General features: G+C 70.8%; 14 protein-coding genes. 7 read left to right on the top strand and 7 right to left on the bottom strand.

The window, feature by feature from the left end:
- Positions 1–25: 25 nt before the first annotated feature.
- Together Aau02nite_RS38435 and Aau02nite_RS38430 are read left to right on the top strand one after the other, a co-directional pair.
- Positions 26–895: a universal stress protein gene (locus tag Aau02nite_RS38435; protein WP_212993570.1), complete on the top strand. Its 870-nt coding sequence runs from the start codon at positions 26–28 to the stop codon at positions 893–895.
- Between the two features lie 28 nt (positions 896–923).
- Positions 924–2,645: a GAF domain-containing sensor histidine kinase gene (locus tag Aau02nite_RS38430; protein WP_246595764.1), complete on the top strand. Its 1,722-nt coding sequence runs from the start codon at positions 924–926 to the stop codon at positions 2,643–2,645.
- Positions 2,646–2,679: 34 nt separating this feature from the next.
- Here the strand turns inward: Aau02nite_RS38430 and Aau02nite_RS38425 are convergent, their stop codons facing one another.
- The gene (locus Aau02nite_RS38425; RefSeq protein ID WP_212993569.1) at positions 2,680–3,606 is read right to left on the bottom strand and encodes a universal stress protein; all 927 of its coding nucleotides are present in this window, start codon (positions 3,604–3,606) and stop codon (positions 2,680–2,682) included.
- 73 nt (positions 3,607–3,679) lie between these two features.
- Positions 3,680–6,319: a bifunctional acetaldehyde-CoA/alcohol dehydrogenase gene (adhE, locus tag Aau02nite_RS38420; RefSeq protein ID WP_212993568.1), complete on the bottom strand. Its 2,640-nt coding sequence runs from the start codon at positions 6,317–6,319 to the stop codon at positions 3,680–3,682.
- 284 nt (positions 6,320–6,603) lie between these two features.
- Here adhE and Aau02nite_RS38415 point away from each other — a divergent pair, with 284 nt between their 5' ends.
- A complete protein-coding gene (locus Aau02nite_RS38415; protein ID WP_246595763.1) occupies positions 6,604–7,170 on the top strand; it encodes a DUF1349 domain-containing protein in 567 nt (188 codons plus the stop codon).
- Positions 7,171–7,385: 215 nt separating this feature from the next.
- Here Aau02nite_RS38415 and Aau02nite_RS38410 read toward each other — a convergent pair whose 3' ends face one another.
- Positions 7,386–8,423, bottom strand: a complete 1,038-nt coding sequence (locus Aau02nite_RS38410; RefSeq protein ID WP_212993566.1) for a zinc-binding dehydrogenase — start codon at positions 8,421–8,423, stop codon at positions 7,386–7,388.
- Between the two features lie 88 nt (positions 8,424–8,511).
- Positions 8,512–8,835, bottom strand: a complete 324-nt coding sequence (locus Aau02nite_RS38405; protein ID WP_212993565.1) for an HPF/RaiA family ribosome-associated protein — start codon at positions 8,833–8,835, stop codon at positions 8,512–8,514.
- Positions 8,836–9,160: 325 nt separating this feature from the next.
- Between Aau02nite_RS38405 and Aau02nite_RS38400 the strand changes: the two genes are divergently transcribed.
- From Aau02nite_RS38400 to Aau02nite_RS38390, 3 genes are read left to right on the top strand one after another with little or no spacing between them, the layout of a single operon-like run.
- Positions 9,161–9,364, top strand: a complete 204-nt coding sequence (locus tag Aau02nite_RS38400; protein WP_212993564.1) for a hypothetical protein — start codon at positions 9,161–9,163, stop codon at positions 9,362–9,364.
- Positions 9,361–10,308, top strand: coding sequence for an ABC transporter ATP-binding protein (locus Aau02nite_RS38395; RefSeq protein WP_212993563.1), 948 nt, complete (start codon positions 9,361–9,363; stop codon positions 10,306–10,308). Before Aau02nite_RS38400 ends, Aau02nite_RS38395 begins: the two co-directional genes overlap by 4 nt.
- Before the next feature lie 58 nt (positions 10,309–10,366).
- Positions 10,367–11,947 carry an ABC transporter permease gene (locus Aau02nite_RS38390; RefSeq protein WP_212993562.1) on the top strand — a complete coding sequence of 527 codons (1,581 nt, stop codon included), beginning with the start codon at positions 10,367–10,369 and terminating at the stop codon, positions 11,945–11,947.
- A 12-nt stretch (positions 11,948–11,959) separates the two neighbouring features.
- On the opposite strand, the gene Aau02nite_RS38385 is transcribed toward Aau02nite_RS38390, so the two are convergent.
- The 3 genes from Aau02nite_RS38385 to Aau02nite_RS38375 all read right to left on the bottom strand — a co-directional run bounded on the left by Aau02nite_RS38385 (position 11,960) and on the right by Aau02nite_RS38375 (position 13,553).
- Positions 11,960–12,487, bottom strand: a complete 528-nt coding sequence (locus Aau02nite_RS38385; RefSeq protein WP_212993561.1) for a DUF2202 domain-containing protein — start codon at positions 12,485–12,487, stop codon at positions 11,960–11,962.
- Positions 12,488–12,499: 12 nt separating this feature from the next.
- Positions 12,500–12,733: a dsRBD fold-containing protein gene (locus tag Aau02nite_RS38380; RefSeq protein WP_212993560.1), complete on the bottom strand. Its 234-nt coding sequence runs from the start codon at positions 12,731–12,733 to the stop codon at positions 12,500–12,502.
- Between the two features lie 358 nt (positions 12,734–13,091).
- The gene (locus tag Aau02nite_RS38375; protein ID WP_212993559.1) at positions 13,092–13,553 is read right to left on the bottom strand and encodes a universal stress protein; all 462 of its coding nucleotides are present in this window, start codon (positions 13,551–13,553) and stop codon (positions 13,092–13,094) included.
- A 260-nt stretch (positions 13,554–13,813) separates the two neighbouring features.
- Between Aau02nite_RS38375 and Aau02nite_RS38370 the strand changes: the two genes are divergently transcribed.
- Positions 13,814–15,322, top strand: coding sequence for a DUF4389 domain-containing protein (locus tag Aau02nite_RS38370; RefSeq protein ID WP_212993558.1), 1,509 nt, complete (start codon positions 13,814–13,816; stop codon positions 15,320–15,322).
- Positions 15,323–15,382 lie beyond the last annotated feature (60 nt).

Genomic DNA, 15,382 nt, shown 5'->3' with positions numbered 1-15,382 from the left:
AGGACCATCGAAGAGGAGTACCGCCATGACCGCCAAGCGAATCATCGTCGGATACGACCGGTCGGCCGACGCCCGGGCTGCCGCCCGCTGGGCGCTCGACGAGGCCGCCCGCACCGCCGCCCTGGTCGAGTTCTTCTACGCCTACGAATGGCCGGAATGGGCACCGGCGGCGTCGACCATCCCCGCGCCCGCGGTGTGGCCGGACGGCGAGACCGACCGGGCCATCAAGGGCAGCCTGCACGAGGCCGTCACCGCGGCGAAGCAGACCCATCCCGGGGTCCGCACCGAGATCTCCATCGTCCAGGCGAGCACGGCACTGATGCTCATCGAGCGTTCCGCCGACGCCGGCCTGATCGTGGTGGGCAGCCGCGGGCACAGCGCCGTGGCCGGCCTCCTCGGCTCGGTCAGCGTAGCCGTCAGCGCGCACGCCCACTGCCCGGTGATCGTGGTCCGCGGCGACGCCGCGGCGACCCGGCCGGTGGTGGTCGGCGTGGACGACTCTCCGTCGGCACACCTTGCGCTCGACTTCGCGGTCGAGCAGGCCGTGGCGCGTGGCGTACCGCTGCGGGTGATCCGCGCCTGGCGGCCGGTAACCGGCATCTGGGAGAACAGCGCCCTGGTCACACGCACCGTCACCGCCGAGGAGCGACGCCCACTCGACGAGCTCGTCGCCGGCTGGCGCGACAAGTACCCGCACCTGGACATCAGCGCCGAGGCCGTCGTGGATCACCCGGCCAACGCCCTGGCGCTGGCCAGCACGACCGCTCAGCTGCTGGTGGTGGGCACCCGGGGCCGGGGCGCCGTCCGCGGCATGGTGCTCGGCTCGGTCAGTCAGCACCTGCTGCACCACTCCGCCTGCACCGTGGCTGTCGTCCGCGAACTGCCCGGCGCCTGATCAAGCCGATGGCCGATAGCATCAGCTCATGGTCGGCAACCGCAGCACGGATGAACGGCTCGATCCGCCTTCGCTCGGGCTGGGTCCGCTGTCACGGGTCCGGCTCGACGAGCTCCTGCAGGAGATGCTCGACCGCGTCGGCGACGTCGTGACCAGCCGGGAGCGGCTGAGGGCGCTGCTCGACGCGGTCGTCGGTATCAGCACCGACCTCGACCTGCGCAGCACGCTGCAGCGCATCGTGAAGTCGGCGTGCGCGCTCGCCGGCGCGCGGTACGGCGCGCTCGGTGTGCTCGGTGAGGACCAGCTGTTGTCCGACTTCATCACTCACGGCATCGACCCGGAGGCGCACGCCGAGATCGGTGACCTCCCCCGAGGCCGGGGTGTGCTCGGTCTGCTGATCACCGATCCGCAGCGGGTCCGGATGCCCGATATCACCCGGCACCAGCGTTCTTTCGGCTTCCCGCCGCACCACCCGCCCATGCACAGCTTCCTCGGCGTACCGGTGCGCACCCGCGACCAGATCTTCGGCAACCTGTATCTCGCCGAGAAACAGGGCGCCGACGAGTTCAGCGACGATGACGAGGAGATCGTCGGTGCGCTGGCCGCCGCGGCCGGGGTCGCCATCGACAACGCACGCCTGTTCGCCCTCGCCCGGCGCCGTGAGCGCTGGCTCGCCGCCGCTGCGGAGATCACGTCCGTGCTGCTCGGCACGGTACGACGCACCGAAGCCCTGCAACTGATCGCCCGCCGGGCGCGGGAGGTGTCCGAAGCCGACCTGGTGCTGGTGCTGCTGTACGACGAGGACGCCCACCGGTACACCATCGAGGTAGCCGACGGCAGCGACGCGGCCTCGGCGGAGCTGGTCGGGCGGACGCTGCCGGTGGACGACGAGACGGTGAAGGTCTTCGGACAGGAGACCCTCACTCTGGTCGAGGACCTACGGGCGGCTGCCGAGTGGCCCGGCGTCGTTCCGGACGGACCGGCCCTGGCGGCGCCGCTGACAGCCGTCGACACCCTGCACGGCGTCCTCATCGTCGCGCACCAGGCCGGACGGGCAGCACGCCCGGCCGATGACGCCACCATGCTGTCCAGCTTCGCCGGTCAGGCCGCTCTCGCACTGGAACGGGCCCGCGCCCAGGACGAGCGGGAACTGTTCGTCGTGCTCGAGGATCGCGAGCGCATCGCCCGCGACCTGCACGACGTCGTCATCCAGCGGCTGTTCGCCACCGGGATGCAGCTACAGGCCATCGCACCGCAAGCTGTCCGCCCCGACACCGTCAAGCGCATCAATGCCGCCGTCGACGACCTCGACGCCACGATCCGCGACATCCGCCGCTCGATCTTCGAACTACGCGCCCCGGTCGGCACCACCCTGCGCACAGAGTTGCGGGATGCCGTCGAGGCAGCCGCCGAGACGCTCGGCTTCCGCCCGGTGCTGGACGTTTCGGGGCCGGTCGACAGCGCCGTGCCCGACGACATAGCTCCGGAGATCCTGGCGGTGGTCCGAGAGGCGCTCTCCAACGTCGCGCGACACGCGGATGCGACGACGGCCCGGGTGTCGATATGCGCCGCCGACGGATCCGTCGTGGTCATCGTCGAGGACAACGGTGTCGGCATGGATCCCGGCCGCGCCCGGGGAGGGGTCGTCAACATGGGCGAACGGGCCCATGACCTCGGCGGGACCTTCGAAGCCGGGCCCGGCGACGCCGGCGGCACGACGGTGGTGTGGAAGGTCCCGATCACCGGCTGAGGGTGCGGGACCTCCGGCGCGGCAGAGCAGAGGCTTAGGCCACGTTCCCGCTCAGCATCGCCGCGGAACCGGCCGTTTCGTTCGTGGGCCGGACGCGCCAGCCGGGCGGGATCAGCAGCACCGGACAGACGGCACCGCGCATGGCCGCAATACCCAGTGATCCGTAGACGAGTTCGGCGAATCGGCCGGTGCGCCCCATCCCGGCAACCAGGAGACGGCTCCGCCGGGCGGCACGCTGCAGGGTGTAGCCGGCATCGATGTCCTGCACGACCAGACGCTCGACGACCACGTCCGGGCAGGTCCAGGCCCAGCCGGTCAGCGCCTCGGCCAATTGCCGGTCGGCCTGCGCGCGCCCGGCAGCGAGATCGCCGTCGGCGGTGGGCTCCGCACCGGATGACGAGGCCACCACGTGCAGCGCGACGAGGCGCGACCCGTACCGGTCCGCTTCCTCGTATGCGCACGCCACAGTCGACGTGGACCGTTGCTGACCCGACGCCGCCAGCACCACCGGCCCGCGCTGCGGGGCGGTTCCGCGGTGCACGAGCAGCGGGCAGACGCTCTGATGGGCGAGGTACGTCGCGGTCGACCCCCAGCTCGGCTGGGTCAGCGCTTCGTCACGATGGCCCACCACCAGCAGCCGCGCCGCGGCCGACCGCTCGGTCAGCACGGTGGAGGCCCTTCCGCTGAGCAGTTCGGTGCTGACGCGCAACCGGGGTGCCTGATGGCGAGCACGCCGCGCCGCGAGTTCGAGCAGATGCCGGCTGTCCGCCTCGGTGGGGATGGGGCTGCGGGTGCGCGTCGTCGCGCTGTAACGACTCGGCCAGACGTGCACGATGGCCAGGGACGCCTGGCGTCGCGTCGCCTCCTCGACCCCGAGATCGACGATGGCCAGGTGCTCCCGGGCCTGGTCGATAGCGACCACGACGGGAAGCTGCTGCGGGTCCGACACGTCGGTGTGCATACCTTGGACGGTAGGCCCGGCCCCGGCCCGGGAGAACGGCCGACGGACCGGGATGGCCGGGACTTTGGTCCGGTCACTTGCCGTAGTACGCGGCTCGCATGATCTCCTGCATGTCGTCGAGCATGGGCATCCGCGGGTTCGCCGGCGCGCACTGATCCTGGTAGGCGTTCAAGGACTGCTGCGGCATTGCGTCCAGGAAGGCCTGCTCGTCGACGCCGATCTGCTGGAACGACTCCTGGATCCCGACGTCGCGGCGCAGCTGCTCCACCGCCTGAGCGAACGACTCCACCCCCTCCTGGGGCGTGGCGGCTGGCAGGCCGAGCATCCGGGCGATGTCCTGGAAGCGTTCGGGGGCCCGGTAGCTCTCGTACTTGGGCCAGCCGGTGAGCTTGGCCGGCACCGAGCCGTTGTAACGGATGACATGCGGCAGCAGGACGGCGTTGGTGCGGCCGTGCGCGATGTGGAAGGTGGCGCCGAGGGTATGTGACATGGCGTGCACGATGCCGAGAAACGCGCTGCCGAACGCCATGCCGGCAATGGTGCCCGCGTTGTGCATCTTCTCGCGGGCTTCCGGATCTTTCGGGCCGTCGTCGACGGCCCGGCCGAGGTATCCGAAGATCATCTTGATCGCCTGCAGCGCGAGCCCGTCGGTGAAGTCGTTGGCGTAGACGGACACGTACGACTCGATCGCGTGGGTCAGCGCGTCGAATCCGCTGTCCGCGGTGATCGCCGGCGGCAGGTCGGCGGCCAGCACCGGGTCGACGATCGCGACGCTGGGCGTCAGTGCGTAGTCGGCCAGGGGGTACTTCTTGCCGGTCGTGCCGTCGGTGATGACGGCGAACGGGGTGACCTCCGCACCGGTGCCCGAGGTGGTGGGGATGCACACGAGCCGGGCCCGCTCGCCCAGGGTGGGGAAGGTGAAGGCACGCTTGCGCACGTCGAAGAACTTCTCCCGCATGTCGGAGAAGACCACCTCGGGGTGCTCGTAGCGCAGCCACATCACCTTCGCCGCGTCCATCGCCGATCCGCCGCCGAGCGCGATGATGGTGTCCGGCCGGAAGGAGCGCATCAGCTCCGCGCCGCGGTCCACGGTCGCGAGGCTCGGCTCGGGCTCGACGTCGTCGATGATCTGCAGGGCGACCCGCTCCGGCCGGCGCTGCAGCACGGTGATGATCCGGTCCACGTAGCCGAGCCGGGTCATGGTGTGGTCGGTCACGACGGTGACCCGCCGCACGTCGGGCATGTCGGCCAGGTACCGGATCGAGTTGGGCTCGAAGTAGATCTTCGGCGGCACCTTGAACCATTGCAGGTTGTTGCTGCGCCGGCCGATCCGTTTGATGTTTATCAGATCCACGGCCGTGACGTTGTGGGACACCGAGTTGCGCCCGTAGCTGCCGCAACCCAGGGTGAGGGAGGGCAGGAAGGCGTTGTACATGTCGCCGATGCCGCCCTGGGAGGCCGGTGCGTTCCAGATGATCCGGACCGCCTTGACCTGCCGGCCGTATGCCTCGGCGACGGCCTCGTCCTCGGTGTGGATCACGGCGCTGTGTCCCAGGCCGTGGAACTCCACCATCCGGGCGGCGTGGTCGAAGCCCTGCTGCGTCGACTCGGCCCGCAGCACGGCCAGGACCGGGCACAGCTTCTCCCGGGTCAGCGGCTCGGCCGGACCCACGCCGCTCACCTCCACCAGGATGATCGAGGTGTCGGGCGGCACGGTGAATCCGGCCCGCTCGGCGATCCAGTGGGCGCTGCGGCCGACGACCTCCGCGTTGAGCCGCCCCTCGGCGCAGTCGTCGCTGCCGGCCGGTGCGCCGAAGATGAACTGCTCGAGCTTGGCCTTGTCCTGCGCGGTCGCCCGGTAGGCGTGCAGCCTGGAGAACTCGGCCAGCGCGGCGGGATAGATCTCCGCGTCGATGATCGCCGCCTGTTCGGAGGCGCAGATCATGCCGTTGTCGAACGACTTGGACAGGACGACGTCGTGCACCGCGCGGGCGAGCTTCGCGTCGCGGTGCAGGTAGGCGGGCACGTTGCCGGCGCCGACACCCAGTGCGGGTTTCCCGGCCGAGTAGGCCGCCCGCACCATGGCATTGCCACCGGTGGCAAGGATGACCGACACGCCGGGATGGCGCATCAGGGCGCCGGTCGCCGCGACGGACGGGCTCGCGATCCACTGGACGCAGTGCTCCGGTGCGCCCGCCGCGATCGCCGCGTCGCGGACGATGCGCGCCGCTTCGGCGCTGCACCGCTGGGCGGCCGGGTGGAAGGCGAAGATGACCGGATTCCGCGTCTTGAGGGCGAGCAACGCCTTGAAGATCGTGGTGGAGGTCGGATTGGTCACGGGGGTGACCGCGCACACCACGCCGACCGGCTCGGCGATCTCGACGATGCCGTTGATCTCGTCCCGGGAGACGACCCCGACCGTCTTGAGCCCGGCCATGTGGTGCGGGACGTGCTCACAGGCGAAGATGTTCTTGACGGCCTTGTCCTCGAACACACCCCGGCCGGTCTCCTCGACGGCCAGCCGGGCCAGCTCGGTGTGCCGGCTCAGCGCGGCCACCGACGCCTTGGCGACGATGGTGTCGATCTGCTCCTGGGTGAACCCGTCGTAGGCGGCCAGCGCCGAGAGGCCGTGTTCGACCAGCGTGGTGATCATGCTGTCGATCTCGTCCGGTGCCTCGGCGGGCACTGTGGTGACGATGGCTGTGTCGGCCATGGCGGCATCCTTCTGGTCGGGAGCGGGCGCGTACCGCCCGCTCACCATCCACTGTTGTCATCCGAGCGCTCGACCGCCCGACCGCAAAGGCCCGAGCTGGCGGGCCTTTGGTCCCGTACCGGACACACAACTGGCGACCGGACGGGCTTTGCTGAGCCCTCCGGGACCGCGACGAGGCCCACGTCATCGCTAGGCTTCGAAGCCACCACGACAGGAGCAACTTCATGAACCAGGTACCGGATACATCCCCGCTCCCCTTCCCTGTGACCGCCTCACATCCGGGAGTGTGGCGGTATGACGACGCGGCAGGGGCGGTGATCGCCGCGGCCCCTGCCCGCACCGACCTCTACATCGATCCCGGTGGTGCGGACTCCGCGGACGCTGAGACGACGCTGAACGCCGCGACTCTGCTCGGGCTGCCACCCGGCGGCGACTTCCAGCTCAGTGCGCGGGTCAGCGTGGACTTCCGGGCCCAGTACGACGCCGGTGTCCTCCTGCTGTGGGCCGATGAGACGCACTGGGGGAAGTTCTGCTTCGAGTTCTCCCCGTCCTCGGCGCCCATGATCGTCTCCGTCGTCACCCGGGGCGTCTCCGACGACGCCAACGCCTTCACCGTCGAGGGCCATGTCGTATGGCTGCGCGTCTCACGTATCGACCGGGTCTACGCCTACCACGCCTCAGTCGACGGCACGACCTGGCAGCTGATACGCGTGTTCCACCTCGGAGACGACATGACCGGCCACCGGGTCGGCTTCGAAGCCCAGTCACCCACCGGCGACGGCTGCACCGTGGCTTTCGACCGGATCAGCTTCACCCCCCGGCGTCTTGCGGAGCTCCGCGACGGCTCATGACCGCGGACGCCCCCATGGTCCGATCACGTTCCGTGCTCACGGCGGAAGGCTCGTGCCGCGCGCCTCGAGAACGGGGGCAGGTCATCTCGGGCTGCTGTGGCGACGAGCCCTTCTACCTCGATCGTCCCCGCGGCACAACGGCGGGGACAGAGTCCTCCGGCCCGGCCCCCGGGCCGTACGGGCCGGGCCCGGCGTCCCGGGTCCGGCCCTCCGGTTCAGCGCGACAACACGACCTTCAGCGCGCCGCTCTGCGCCGGGCGGGAGAACGCGTCGTACGCCTGCATGATCTCGTCGAGTGCGAAGCGGTGCGTGACCATGTGCCCGGTGTCGAGCTGCCCGGCGACGAGCATGCCGAGCAGCTTCGGCGTCGAGTACGTGTCCACCAGGCCGGTCGTGATCGTGACGTTGCGGATCCACAGGTCTTCCAGGTGCAACGTGGCCGGCTTGCCGTGCACGCCGATGTTCGCGACGCGACCGCCCGGACGGACCAGGGTGGTGCACAGTTCGAAGGTCTCCGGTGTGCCCACCGCCTCCATGACCACGTCGGCGCCGAGCCCGCCGGTCAGCGAGCGGACGACGGCGAGCGGGTCGGCATCGGCCAGGACCGTGACGTCCGCGCCGAACACTTTCGCCGCCTGGAGCCGGCTCTCCGCCTTGTCCACCGCGATGACATGCGCCGGTGAGAAGAGCCGGGCACCGAGGATCGCGGCCAGGCCGATGGGTCCGGAACCGACCACCACCACGGTGTCGCCCGGGCTGACCCGGCCGTTGAGCACACCCACCTCGTACGAGGTCGGCAGGATGTCGGCCAGCAGCACGGCCGCCTCGTTCGTCACCGAGGACGGCAGTTTGTAGGTCGACAGGTCGGCGAACGGGATACGGGCGAACTCGGCCTGCACCCCGTCCACGGTGTGGCCGAGGATCCAGCCGCCTCCGCCGACGCACTGGCCGTAGCTGCCCTCCCGGCAGAACCGGCACACGCCACAGGCTGAGATGCAGGACGCCAGCACCCGATCGCCGACGGCGAGCGCGCTCACGCCGGCACCGGCCTCGACGACGGTGCCGACCGCCTCGTGCCCCAGGATCCGTCCCGTGGTCACCTCGGGTACGTCGCCGCCGAGGATGTGCAGATCCGTGCCGCAGACGGTGACCGTGTCGACGCGGATGACCACGTCCTTCGGGTCCTCGATGCGAGGATCGGGAACCTCGGTCCAGGATCGCTGTCCCGGCCCGCCGTAGACGAGTGCCTTCATGACGCCTCCTTCGAGCTTGCGTGCCTCCTTTCGACGGTGCCCCACCGGGCCTGGCCGGCGGCAGGGCCGTCCGGCCTGTCCCGGCTGGTCAGAACGAGACGGACATGCCGTGGGCGGGCCGGCGACGGATCCGACGCAACCGGGACCGCAGCCGCTCCTGCATGAGGTCCGCGGCCTCCTGCAGCGTCTCCCCGACCGCGTGCACGTGCACGTGAACGCCGCTGATGTCGACGTGGGCGTCGACCCGGTCGCCGGGTGCTGCCGCGTCCAGGGTGACCCACGAGTCGACCACGGGATCCGGTGCGTGTTGCAGAGCGGCCCCGAGTTTCGTCACCGCGTAGTCCGTGGCCTCCGGCGGGACAGCGCCGTGGGTACGGATGTGAACGGGAAGGGGGGAACCGATGTGCGTCATGGCGTGACCTCCGAGACGTCGTCCCGGCCCTCGCCACGAGGACCTGCCTCAACGATCACCATTGCGGGCCCGCGAAACCAGGGACCTTCGACCCGACTCGGTGGTGTGGGATCCGGTCGACCGATCCGCACGACTGTCAGACGTACGGCCGCTCGACGGGGTGCTCCTGCCGCTCCGGCACCACATCGCGCGGTCAGGACAGCTACCGCTTCCGGGACCATCAGCATCGGCGACGGGCCGGAAGGCCCTGTCGGCCCACGCCGGGCGGCGCTTCGCTGAAGACAGGACTGCCGGCGCAGTGCCGGCCGGCGAGTGGAGGCAAGCCATGTCGGTGGTACGGCTGGAACACTTGACGAAGGTCTTTCCCGGCGGCACGACGGCTGTCGAGGACCTCACCCTGACCGTCGCCGACGGGGAGTTCCTCGTGCTCCGCGCGGCGTACTTCTTCGATCCGCACACCGGCGAGGCGATCGCCGCCGGTGCCGCCGAGCCGGCGCCGGTCGCGGCGGGCGCGCCGGCGACGACATGAACGTCTCCGGAACCGGCGCACGTGGGGACGCGCCGGCGATCGTCGTCGACGGGCTCACCCGCCGGTACGGAAACCTGCTGGCGCTGGACCAGGTCAGCTTCACCGTCGAGGCGGGGCAGACGGTCGCGTTGCTCGGACCCAACGGAGCCGGCAAGACCACGGCGGTGGAGATCCTCGAGGGCTACCGGTCCCGAGACAGCGGATCCGTGTCCGTCCTCGGCTTCGACCCGGCATACGGCGGGCGCTCCTACCGGGAGCGGATCGGCATCGTCCTGCAGAGCGCCGGCTTCGAGGAGGAGTTCACGGTGGGCGAACTGCTGAGGCTGCAGGTGTCGCTGTATCCGCGCCGGTACGACCCGGACGAACTCGCCGAACTGGTCGGCCTCACCGACCGGCGCCGCACGCGGGTGAAGACGTTGTCCGGTGGGCAACGACGCCGGCTGGATCTCGCCCTGGGCCTGGCGGGTCGGCCCGACCTGCTTTTCCTCGACGAGCCCACCACGGGGTTCGACCCCGCGGCCCGCCACCATGCCTGGGATCTCATCGCCCGGCTCCGTGCTCTCGGCACGACGATCCTGCTGACCACGCACTACATCGAAGAAGCCGAACGGCTGGCCGACCGGGTGGCGGTGCTGCGGGCCGGGCGTCTGGTCGCCTGGGGGCGGCCGAGCGACCTGCAGGAGCGCTGCGGGTTGCCGAGCCGGTTGTCGTTCCGGCTGCCCACCGGTTTCACCCTGGAGCGGCTACCCCGGATGTCCGGCACCGTCAGCGTCAGGGACGCGCAAGTCGTCGTCCACACTTACCAGGCTCTCTCCGACACCCGCCTGCTGACGCACTGGGCGGCTGCCCACCACCTCGAGCTTCCGGCGCTGACCCTGACGCCACCCGTCCTCGAGGATGCCTACCTCAGCCTCACCGGGGAGCCGGCGGATGACGACCGATGAACGACTGACGAGACCTCCGGCGCGGACTGCGCCGTCGGTGCCGCATCCGTTGCGGACCATGACCGTTCACGCCTTGCGGGGATTCACGCGCTCGCCCATGTCGGCGTTCTTCACCCTCGTCTTTCCGCTGGCCTTCCTGAGCATCGTGTCCGCCGTCGTCGGGAACGAGACGACCGGTGCGGGAGTGCCGGTGGCCCAGTTCCTCGTGGCGCCCTTCGCCGTCTTCGGGGTCGCCGAAGCCACCTTCGTGATGCTGGCGACCGACACCGCCGGGCTGCGGGAACGCGGTGTCCTGATGCGGTTGCGCGGCACGCCGGTACCGGTGTGGACGGCGCTCGCCGCGCGGATGGCGGCCATGGCCTTGGTGTCCGTGGCCGCGACGGCGTTGCTGACCGGGGTCGGCGCCGGCTTCTACGGCGTGGACGTCGTCTGGCGGAAGATCCCCGCGCTGCTGCTGACGCTGGCGGTGGGTATCGCATGCTTCTCGGCTCTCGGCCTCGCCCTGGTCGCTGTCACCCGCACGGTGCTCGTCGTGCAGACGCTCACCCAGGGACTCCTCATCCCACTGGCGTTCATCTCCGATGTCTTCATCGTCGGCGCCGATCTCCCGGTGTGGCTGGACCGGATCGGATCGGCCCTGCCCCTGCGGCACTTCGCCCGCGCGATGGCGCAGACCTTCGACCCGACGGGCGGGGGGTACGGCTTCCGGCCCGGCGATCTGCTGGTGATGGTGGCGTGGGGGTTGCTGGGTGCGATCCTGGCTCTGTGGCGTTTCGGCTGGATGCCACGCGGGGCGAGGCCGGCTCACGCGACCACCACACCGGTGGAGGCCGGCCCGGCACCGGCCGTGCCCGGTCTGCGCACCATCGAGGCCGGCCGCCCGACCGCTACGGCGCTGCTCAGCGGGCAGGTCCGGTACGCCCTCACCAGTCAATGGCGCGACCCGCTCTCCGTCTTCTTCGCCGTGATCTTCCCGGTCCTGCTGCTCGGGTTGTTCCCGGTCGTGTTCGGTGCCGGCGAAGTGCACGGGCTGACCGCGGCGCAGTACCTGCTGCCGGGCATGACGGCGTATGCGATCGCGGTCGCCGGCTACGTGAACATGCCGGAGGACGTCGCCCAGGCCCGTGGCAGGGGTGTCCTCAAGCGGCTGCTAGGTGGCCCCCTCGCGTTGCGGTGGTACCTCGCCGGCCGGATCTGCACCGTACTGGTGGTGTCGGCGCTGTCCACGGTGCTGCTCTGCGCGGTAGCCGTGCTGTTCCTCGACGTCCGCATCGACGTGGCGCGGTTGCCGGCCCTGGCCGTCGTCCTGGTGCTGGGCGTTGCGTGCTTCGCCTCGATCGGCCTGGCCGCCGTCGCCGTGCTGCGCTCGGCCGCCTCGCTGGTCCCGGTGACTCTCGGCACCCTCCTGCCGCTGAGTTTCGTGTCCGACATCTTCATGGTCGGCGACGCGCCGATGCCCGGCTGGCTGGCCGCCGTCGGAAACCTGTTCCCGCTCAAGCACCTCTCGGCAGCGCTGCTGGCCGCCACTTCCCCGGCCGGCCCGGACCCGGGCTTCGCCGTGGGCCATCTCATGGTGGTCGCCGCGTGGACCGCCGTGGGCCTGCTGGTCGTTCGGCTCAGGGGTCTGTACCGCGGCTGAGCACGCCGGCCGCTACCGGGCGCTCCACGCCTGCACGATGCGGCACTGCCGCCGGGATGATACGAGGAGCTGGAGATACACGTTGCGCATGTCCGGGGCGGTCAGATCCGCCGGCAGCGGGTCCAGGAGGGCGACGGTCTCCCGCAGAGCCGTCGCGACCACGCGCAACGCGGCCGAACGCCCCGCCCTTCCGCGCGCCCGAAGTCGCTCGTAGTCGCGTTGAGCCGCGGCGTCGGAGAACACGCCGGGAGGCAGTTGCGCGCCCGGGTCGGCCACGGCATAGCGTGCGAGCAGCAGACCGACAGCGACCAGCTCACGGGTCTGCGCCGCGACGAGCTCGGTGGGGAACGGCGCGTACTCGTCGGCGAAGGCGGCGAACAGGTCGTGCACCATTTTGATCTGTTCCGCCACGGCACGCAGGTGCACGCGCTGAGCCGGACTGATCGATCCGGCCGGCTGGTCCAGAACATCGGCGCCACAGAACCCCGCTCGATCTCGCCAGGCGGGGTGGAACACGGTCGTGTTTCCCCGATCCGTCATGACGCCTCCTCTTCAGGACAGCAACCGCATGGGCCGGCGGGCCATCTGTCCGGTGTCGCCCGCGCCGGCGTCCAGCGCCTTGTACGCGAGAACGGCCAGCGCCCGGGCGGTGGCCGACTCGTCACCGACAACGGCACCTTCCTGCTCGGACGGCCGCCGGCGCACAACGGCACCGACGTGGGCACGGCGCTCGTCCTCGTGCTCGGTGATGGTGATCTCGACGGTCCAGGTACGCGCACGAGCCATGACGGCACCTCCTTCGGGCCACACGACGACCATGACGCCGGGCCCTCGGTGGGCCCGGCCGGACGCCTTCCTTGTCCCTATCCCAGCGTCAGGAACGCACCGTATGCAGTGCCATTGGTCCCGAGTCGCGGCGCTCGACGGCCCGTATGCCCGATCACCAACCGAGCCGGGTCGCTGACGACCGGTGATGCGGCACGACGCGTTCCACTCGCGGTGCCGTGTCGACGGTCAGGTTGGCGTCGATGAGTTCACCGGGCTCCGATTCCATGATCCCGCACCGGCACAGCGAGCGGTCGGGCCGTCGGACGTGCGGCGCTGGGACCAAAGTCAAGACCTGCGAGGTCCCGGCGCCGCCGGCTCAGCCCCTGCCCCGCACGACGACCACCGGGCAGTGCGCGTGCTGCGCGCAGTGCTGACTGACCGAACCCAGCAGCGTACCGGTGAAAGCACCGTGGCCGCGTGAGCCCACCACGAGCAGCGCCGCGTGCGCCGACATGTCGAGCAGCACCTGGGCCGGATGACCGGCCACCACGGTTTCCAGCACCGGGACGTCGAGCCCGCCGTCTTCCAGAGCCTGCTGGACCGCCTCGCTGAGGATCCTCCCGGCCGTGGCCGCGAAGTCCTCGTACGGGAACACCGCACTCATGCCGTAGTAGGCCGGGAACTCCCATGACGTCACCGCCTGAACCCGGGCGCCGGTGCGACGGGCCTGCATGAGCGCCCACCGCAGAGCCGCCTTCGACGACGGCGAGCCGTCCACGCCCACCACGATGTCGTTGTCCCGGACCTGGTCGGCCTTCTCTCCTTCTCGCCGCACCATGACGAGCCTCCCATCGCTCAGGGGAGTCACGGGCGCCCCGCCCGGCCCCCTCCTGGACCCTGGGTCGCCGGGGTCGCCCCCGACCAGAGGCGAAGTGCCCGGCTTCGGGGCGCGCTCGTCCGTCGCCTGAGCAGCGCGCCGAGCACCGGCCCGGGCGTGCCGGCCCGGGGCGGACCTTCGCCGCCGGCAGACGGGACATCGGACTCTGCCGGGGCGCGTACCCGGCGCGATCTGCTGAGGACGAACCTTCAGGAGGTGTCATGAACCGCTATCCGCTGCGGGTCGAGGCACGCCGCGACGAGTCCTTGAGCCGGTGGCTGTGGCTCGTCAAGTGGGCGTTGCTCATCCCGCACTACCTCGTCCTGGCCGTCCTCTGGGTGGGTTTCATCGTGCTCACCCTGTGCGCCTATCTGGCGGTCCTGTTCACCGGCAGGTATCCGTCGGCGATCCGCGCCTACAATCTCGCGGTGCTGCGCTGGACCTGGCGCGTCAACTACTACGGCTACCAGGCGCTCGGCACCGACCGGTATCCACCGTTCACCCTGGCCGACGTACCGGACTATCCGGCCCGGCTGCAGCTGACGGACACGCCCTCGCCGCCGCGCTGGCTGCCGCTGGTCGCGTGGCTCCTGGCCGTGCCGCACATCCTGCTGCTCGGTGCGCTCGGCGGCGCGGCGACCTGGACCATCGACAACGGCGACACCACGAACTCCGCGCCACTGGGCGTCGTGACCGTGGGCATCCTCATCGCCGGCCTGAGCCTGCTGCTCACCTCCCGCTATCCGCGCGGTCTCTACGACCTGCTGGTCGGCGTGGCCCGGTGGAACCTGCGGGTCGTCGCGTACCTGGCTCTGCTCACCCCCGCCTATCCGCCCTTCCGCCTGGATCAGGGTGACACGGAACCGGACGACGACCCGGACGGGCCGGCGCGGACCGGACTGCCGGCCGTCCGGGCCGAAGGGGCGCCCGGTCCACAACCGGCCCCTCCCGTATCCGGCTCGGTGGCCGGGGCGGTGACCGCCCTCGTCGCCGGCGCGGTGCTGCTGATCCCGGCGGCCGGACTCGGCGCTGCGGGCACCGCGCTGCTCGCCTTCGACGGGATGCGCGACAGCTCCGGATACGTCACCAGCCCGGTGGTGCGGGCGACCAGCTCCACCGCCGCCATCACCGCCGACGGCATCACGATCGAAGGCGGGGACTTCTGGGCCCGCAACCTCACCGACGTCGGTGGCGTCCGCATCACGGTGGCGAGCACGAACGGCAAGCCCGTGTTCGTCGGCATCGGCCGTCAGGCGCAAGTGGAGTCCTGGCTGTCCGGCACGGCGCGGGACAGTATCGTCAATGTTTCCGACGACCGAGCCAGCTACGACCGGACGGCCGGGGCTGTGAGGGCTGTTCCCGCGCCGCCCGAGCAGGACTTCTGGCTCGCATCCGGCACGGGCGCGCAGAACGCGACCCTGGAGTGGCAGGCTGCCGACGGCAACTACACGGTCGTGCTGGCCAACGCCGACGGTTCCGTGGACGTGGCGACCCGGGTCCGGGCGTCGGCGCAGATTCCCGACCTGTCCGCCCTCGGCGGCGGCGTGCTGGGTACCGGCATCGTCCTGGCCATCCTGGGCATCGGCCTGATCGTGCTGGGCGGTGTCACCCTGGGCCGCCGGCACAGCGGTCCCTCGTCGTCCGGCGAACCACCGGTGGAGCCTCCCCGTACGGGACCGCCACCCCCGCAGTACCTGCCGCCGCCTCCCGCGGTCGTCGCATCTGCGTAGCGACCGGGCCCGGTGACAACGGAGAGACCCTTGCGGGTCTCTCCGTTTCCGGCAGCCACA

This window comes from Actinoplanes auranticolor, assembly GCF_018332655.1.
In the GTDB taxonomy this organism is placed as follows: domain Bacteria; phylum Actinomycetota; class Actinomycetes; order Mycobacteriales; family Micromonosporaceae; genus Actinoplanes; species Actinoplanes auranticolor.
The sequence above is the reverse complement of the archived record's forward strand: the minus strand, read 5'-3'. Positions and strand labels throughout refer to the sequence as shown.

Coding starts and splice junctions, on each gene's coding strand:
- Aau02nite_RS38405 (WP_212993565.1), bottom strand. CDS start 8,835: ATGACGCACATCGGTTCCCCCCTTCCCGTTCACATCCGTACCCACGGC.
- Aau02nite_RS38380 (WP_212993560.1), bottom strand. CDS start 12,733: ATGGCTCGTGCGCGTACCTGGACCGTCGAGATCACCATCACCGAGCAC.
- Aau02nite_RS38430 (WP_246595764.1), top strand. CDS start 924: ATGGTCGGCAACCGCAGCACGGATGAACGGCTCGATCCGCCTTCGCTC.
- Aau02nite_RS38370 (WP_212993558.1), top strand. CDS start 13,814: ATGAACCGCTATCCGCTGCGGGTCGAGGCACGCCGCGACGAGTCCTTG.
- Aau02nite_RS38395 (WP_212993563.1), top strand. CDS start 9,361: ATGAACGTCTCCGGAACCGGCGCACGTGGGGACGCGCCGGCGATCGTC.
- Aau02nite_RS38400 (WP_212993564.1), top strand. CDS start 9,161: ATGTCGGTGGTACGGCTGGAACACTTGACGAAGGTCTTTCCCGGCGGC.
- Aau02nite_RS38425 (WP_212993569.1), bottom strand. CDS start 3,606: ATGCACACCGACGTGTCGGACCCGCAGCAGCTTCCCGTCGTGGTCGCT.
- Aau02nite_RS38410 (WP_212993566.1), bottom strand. CDS start 8,423: ATGAAGGCACTCGTCTACGGCGGGCCGGGACAGCGATCCTGGACCGAG.
- Aau02nite_RS38435 (WP_212993570.1), top strand. CDS start 26: ATGACCGCCAAGCGAATCATCGTCGGATACGACCGGTCGGCCGACGCC.
- Aau02nite_RS38375 (WP_212993559.1), bottom strand. CDS start 13,553: ATGGTGCGGCGAGAAGGAGAGAAGGCCGACCAGGTCCGGGACAACGAC.
- Aau02nite_RS38385 (WP_212993561.1), bottom strand. CDS start 12,487: ATGACGGATCGGGGAAACACGACCGTGTTCCACCCCGCCTGGCGAGAT.
- Aau02nite_RS38390 (WP_212993562.1), top strand. CDS start 10,367: ATGACCGTTCACGCCTTGCGGGGATTCACGCGCTCGCCCATGTCGGCG.
- adhE (WP_212993568.1), bottom strand. CDS start 6,319: ATGGCCGACACAGCCATCGTCACCACAGTGCCCGCCGAGGCACCGGAC.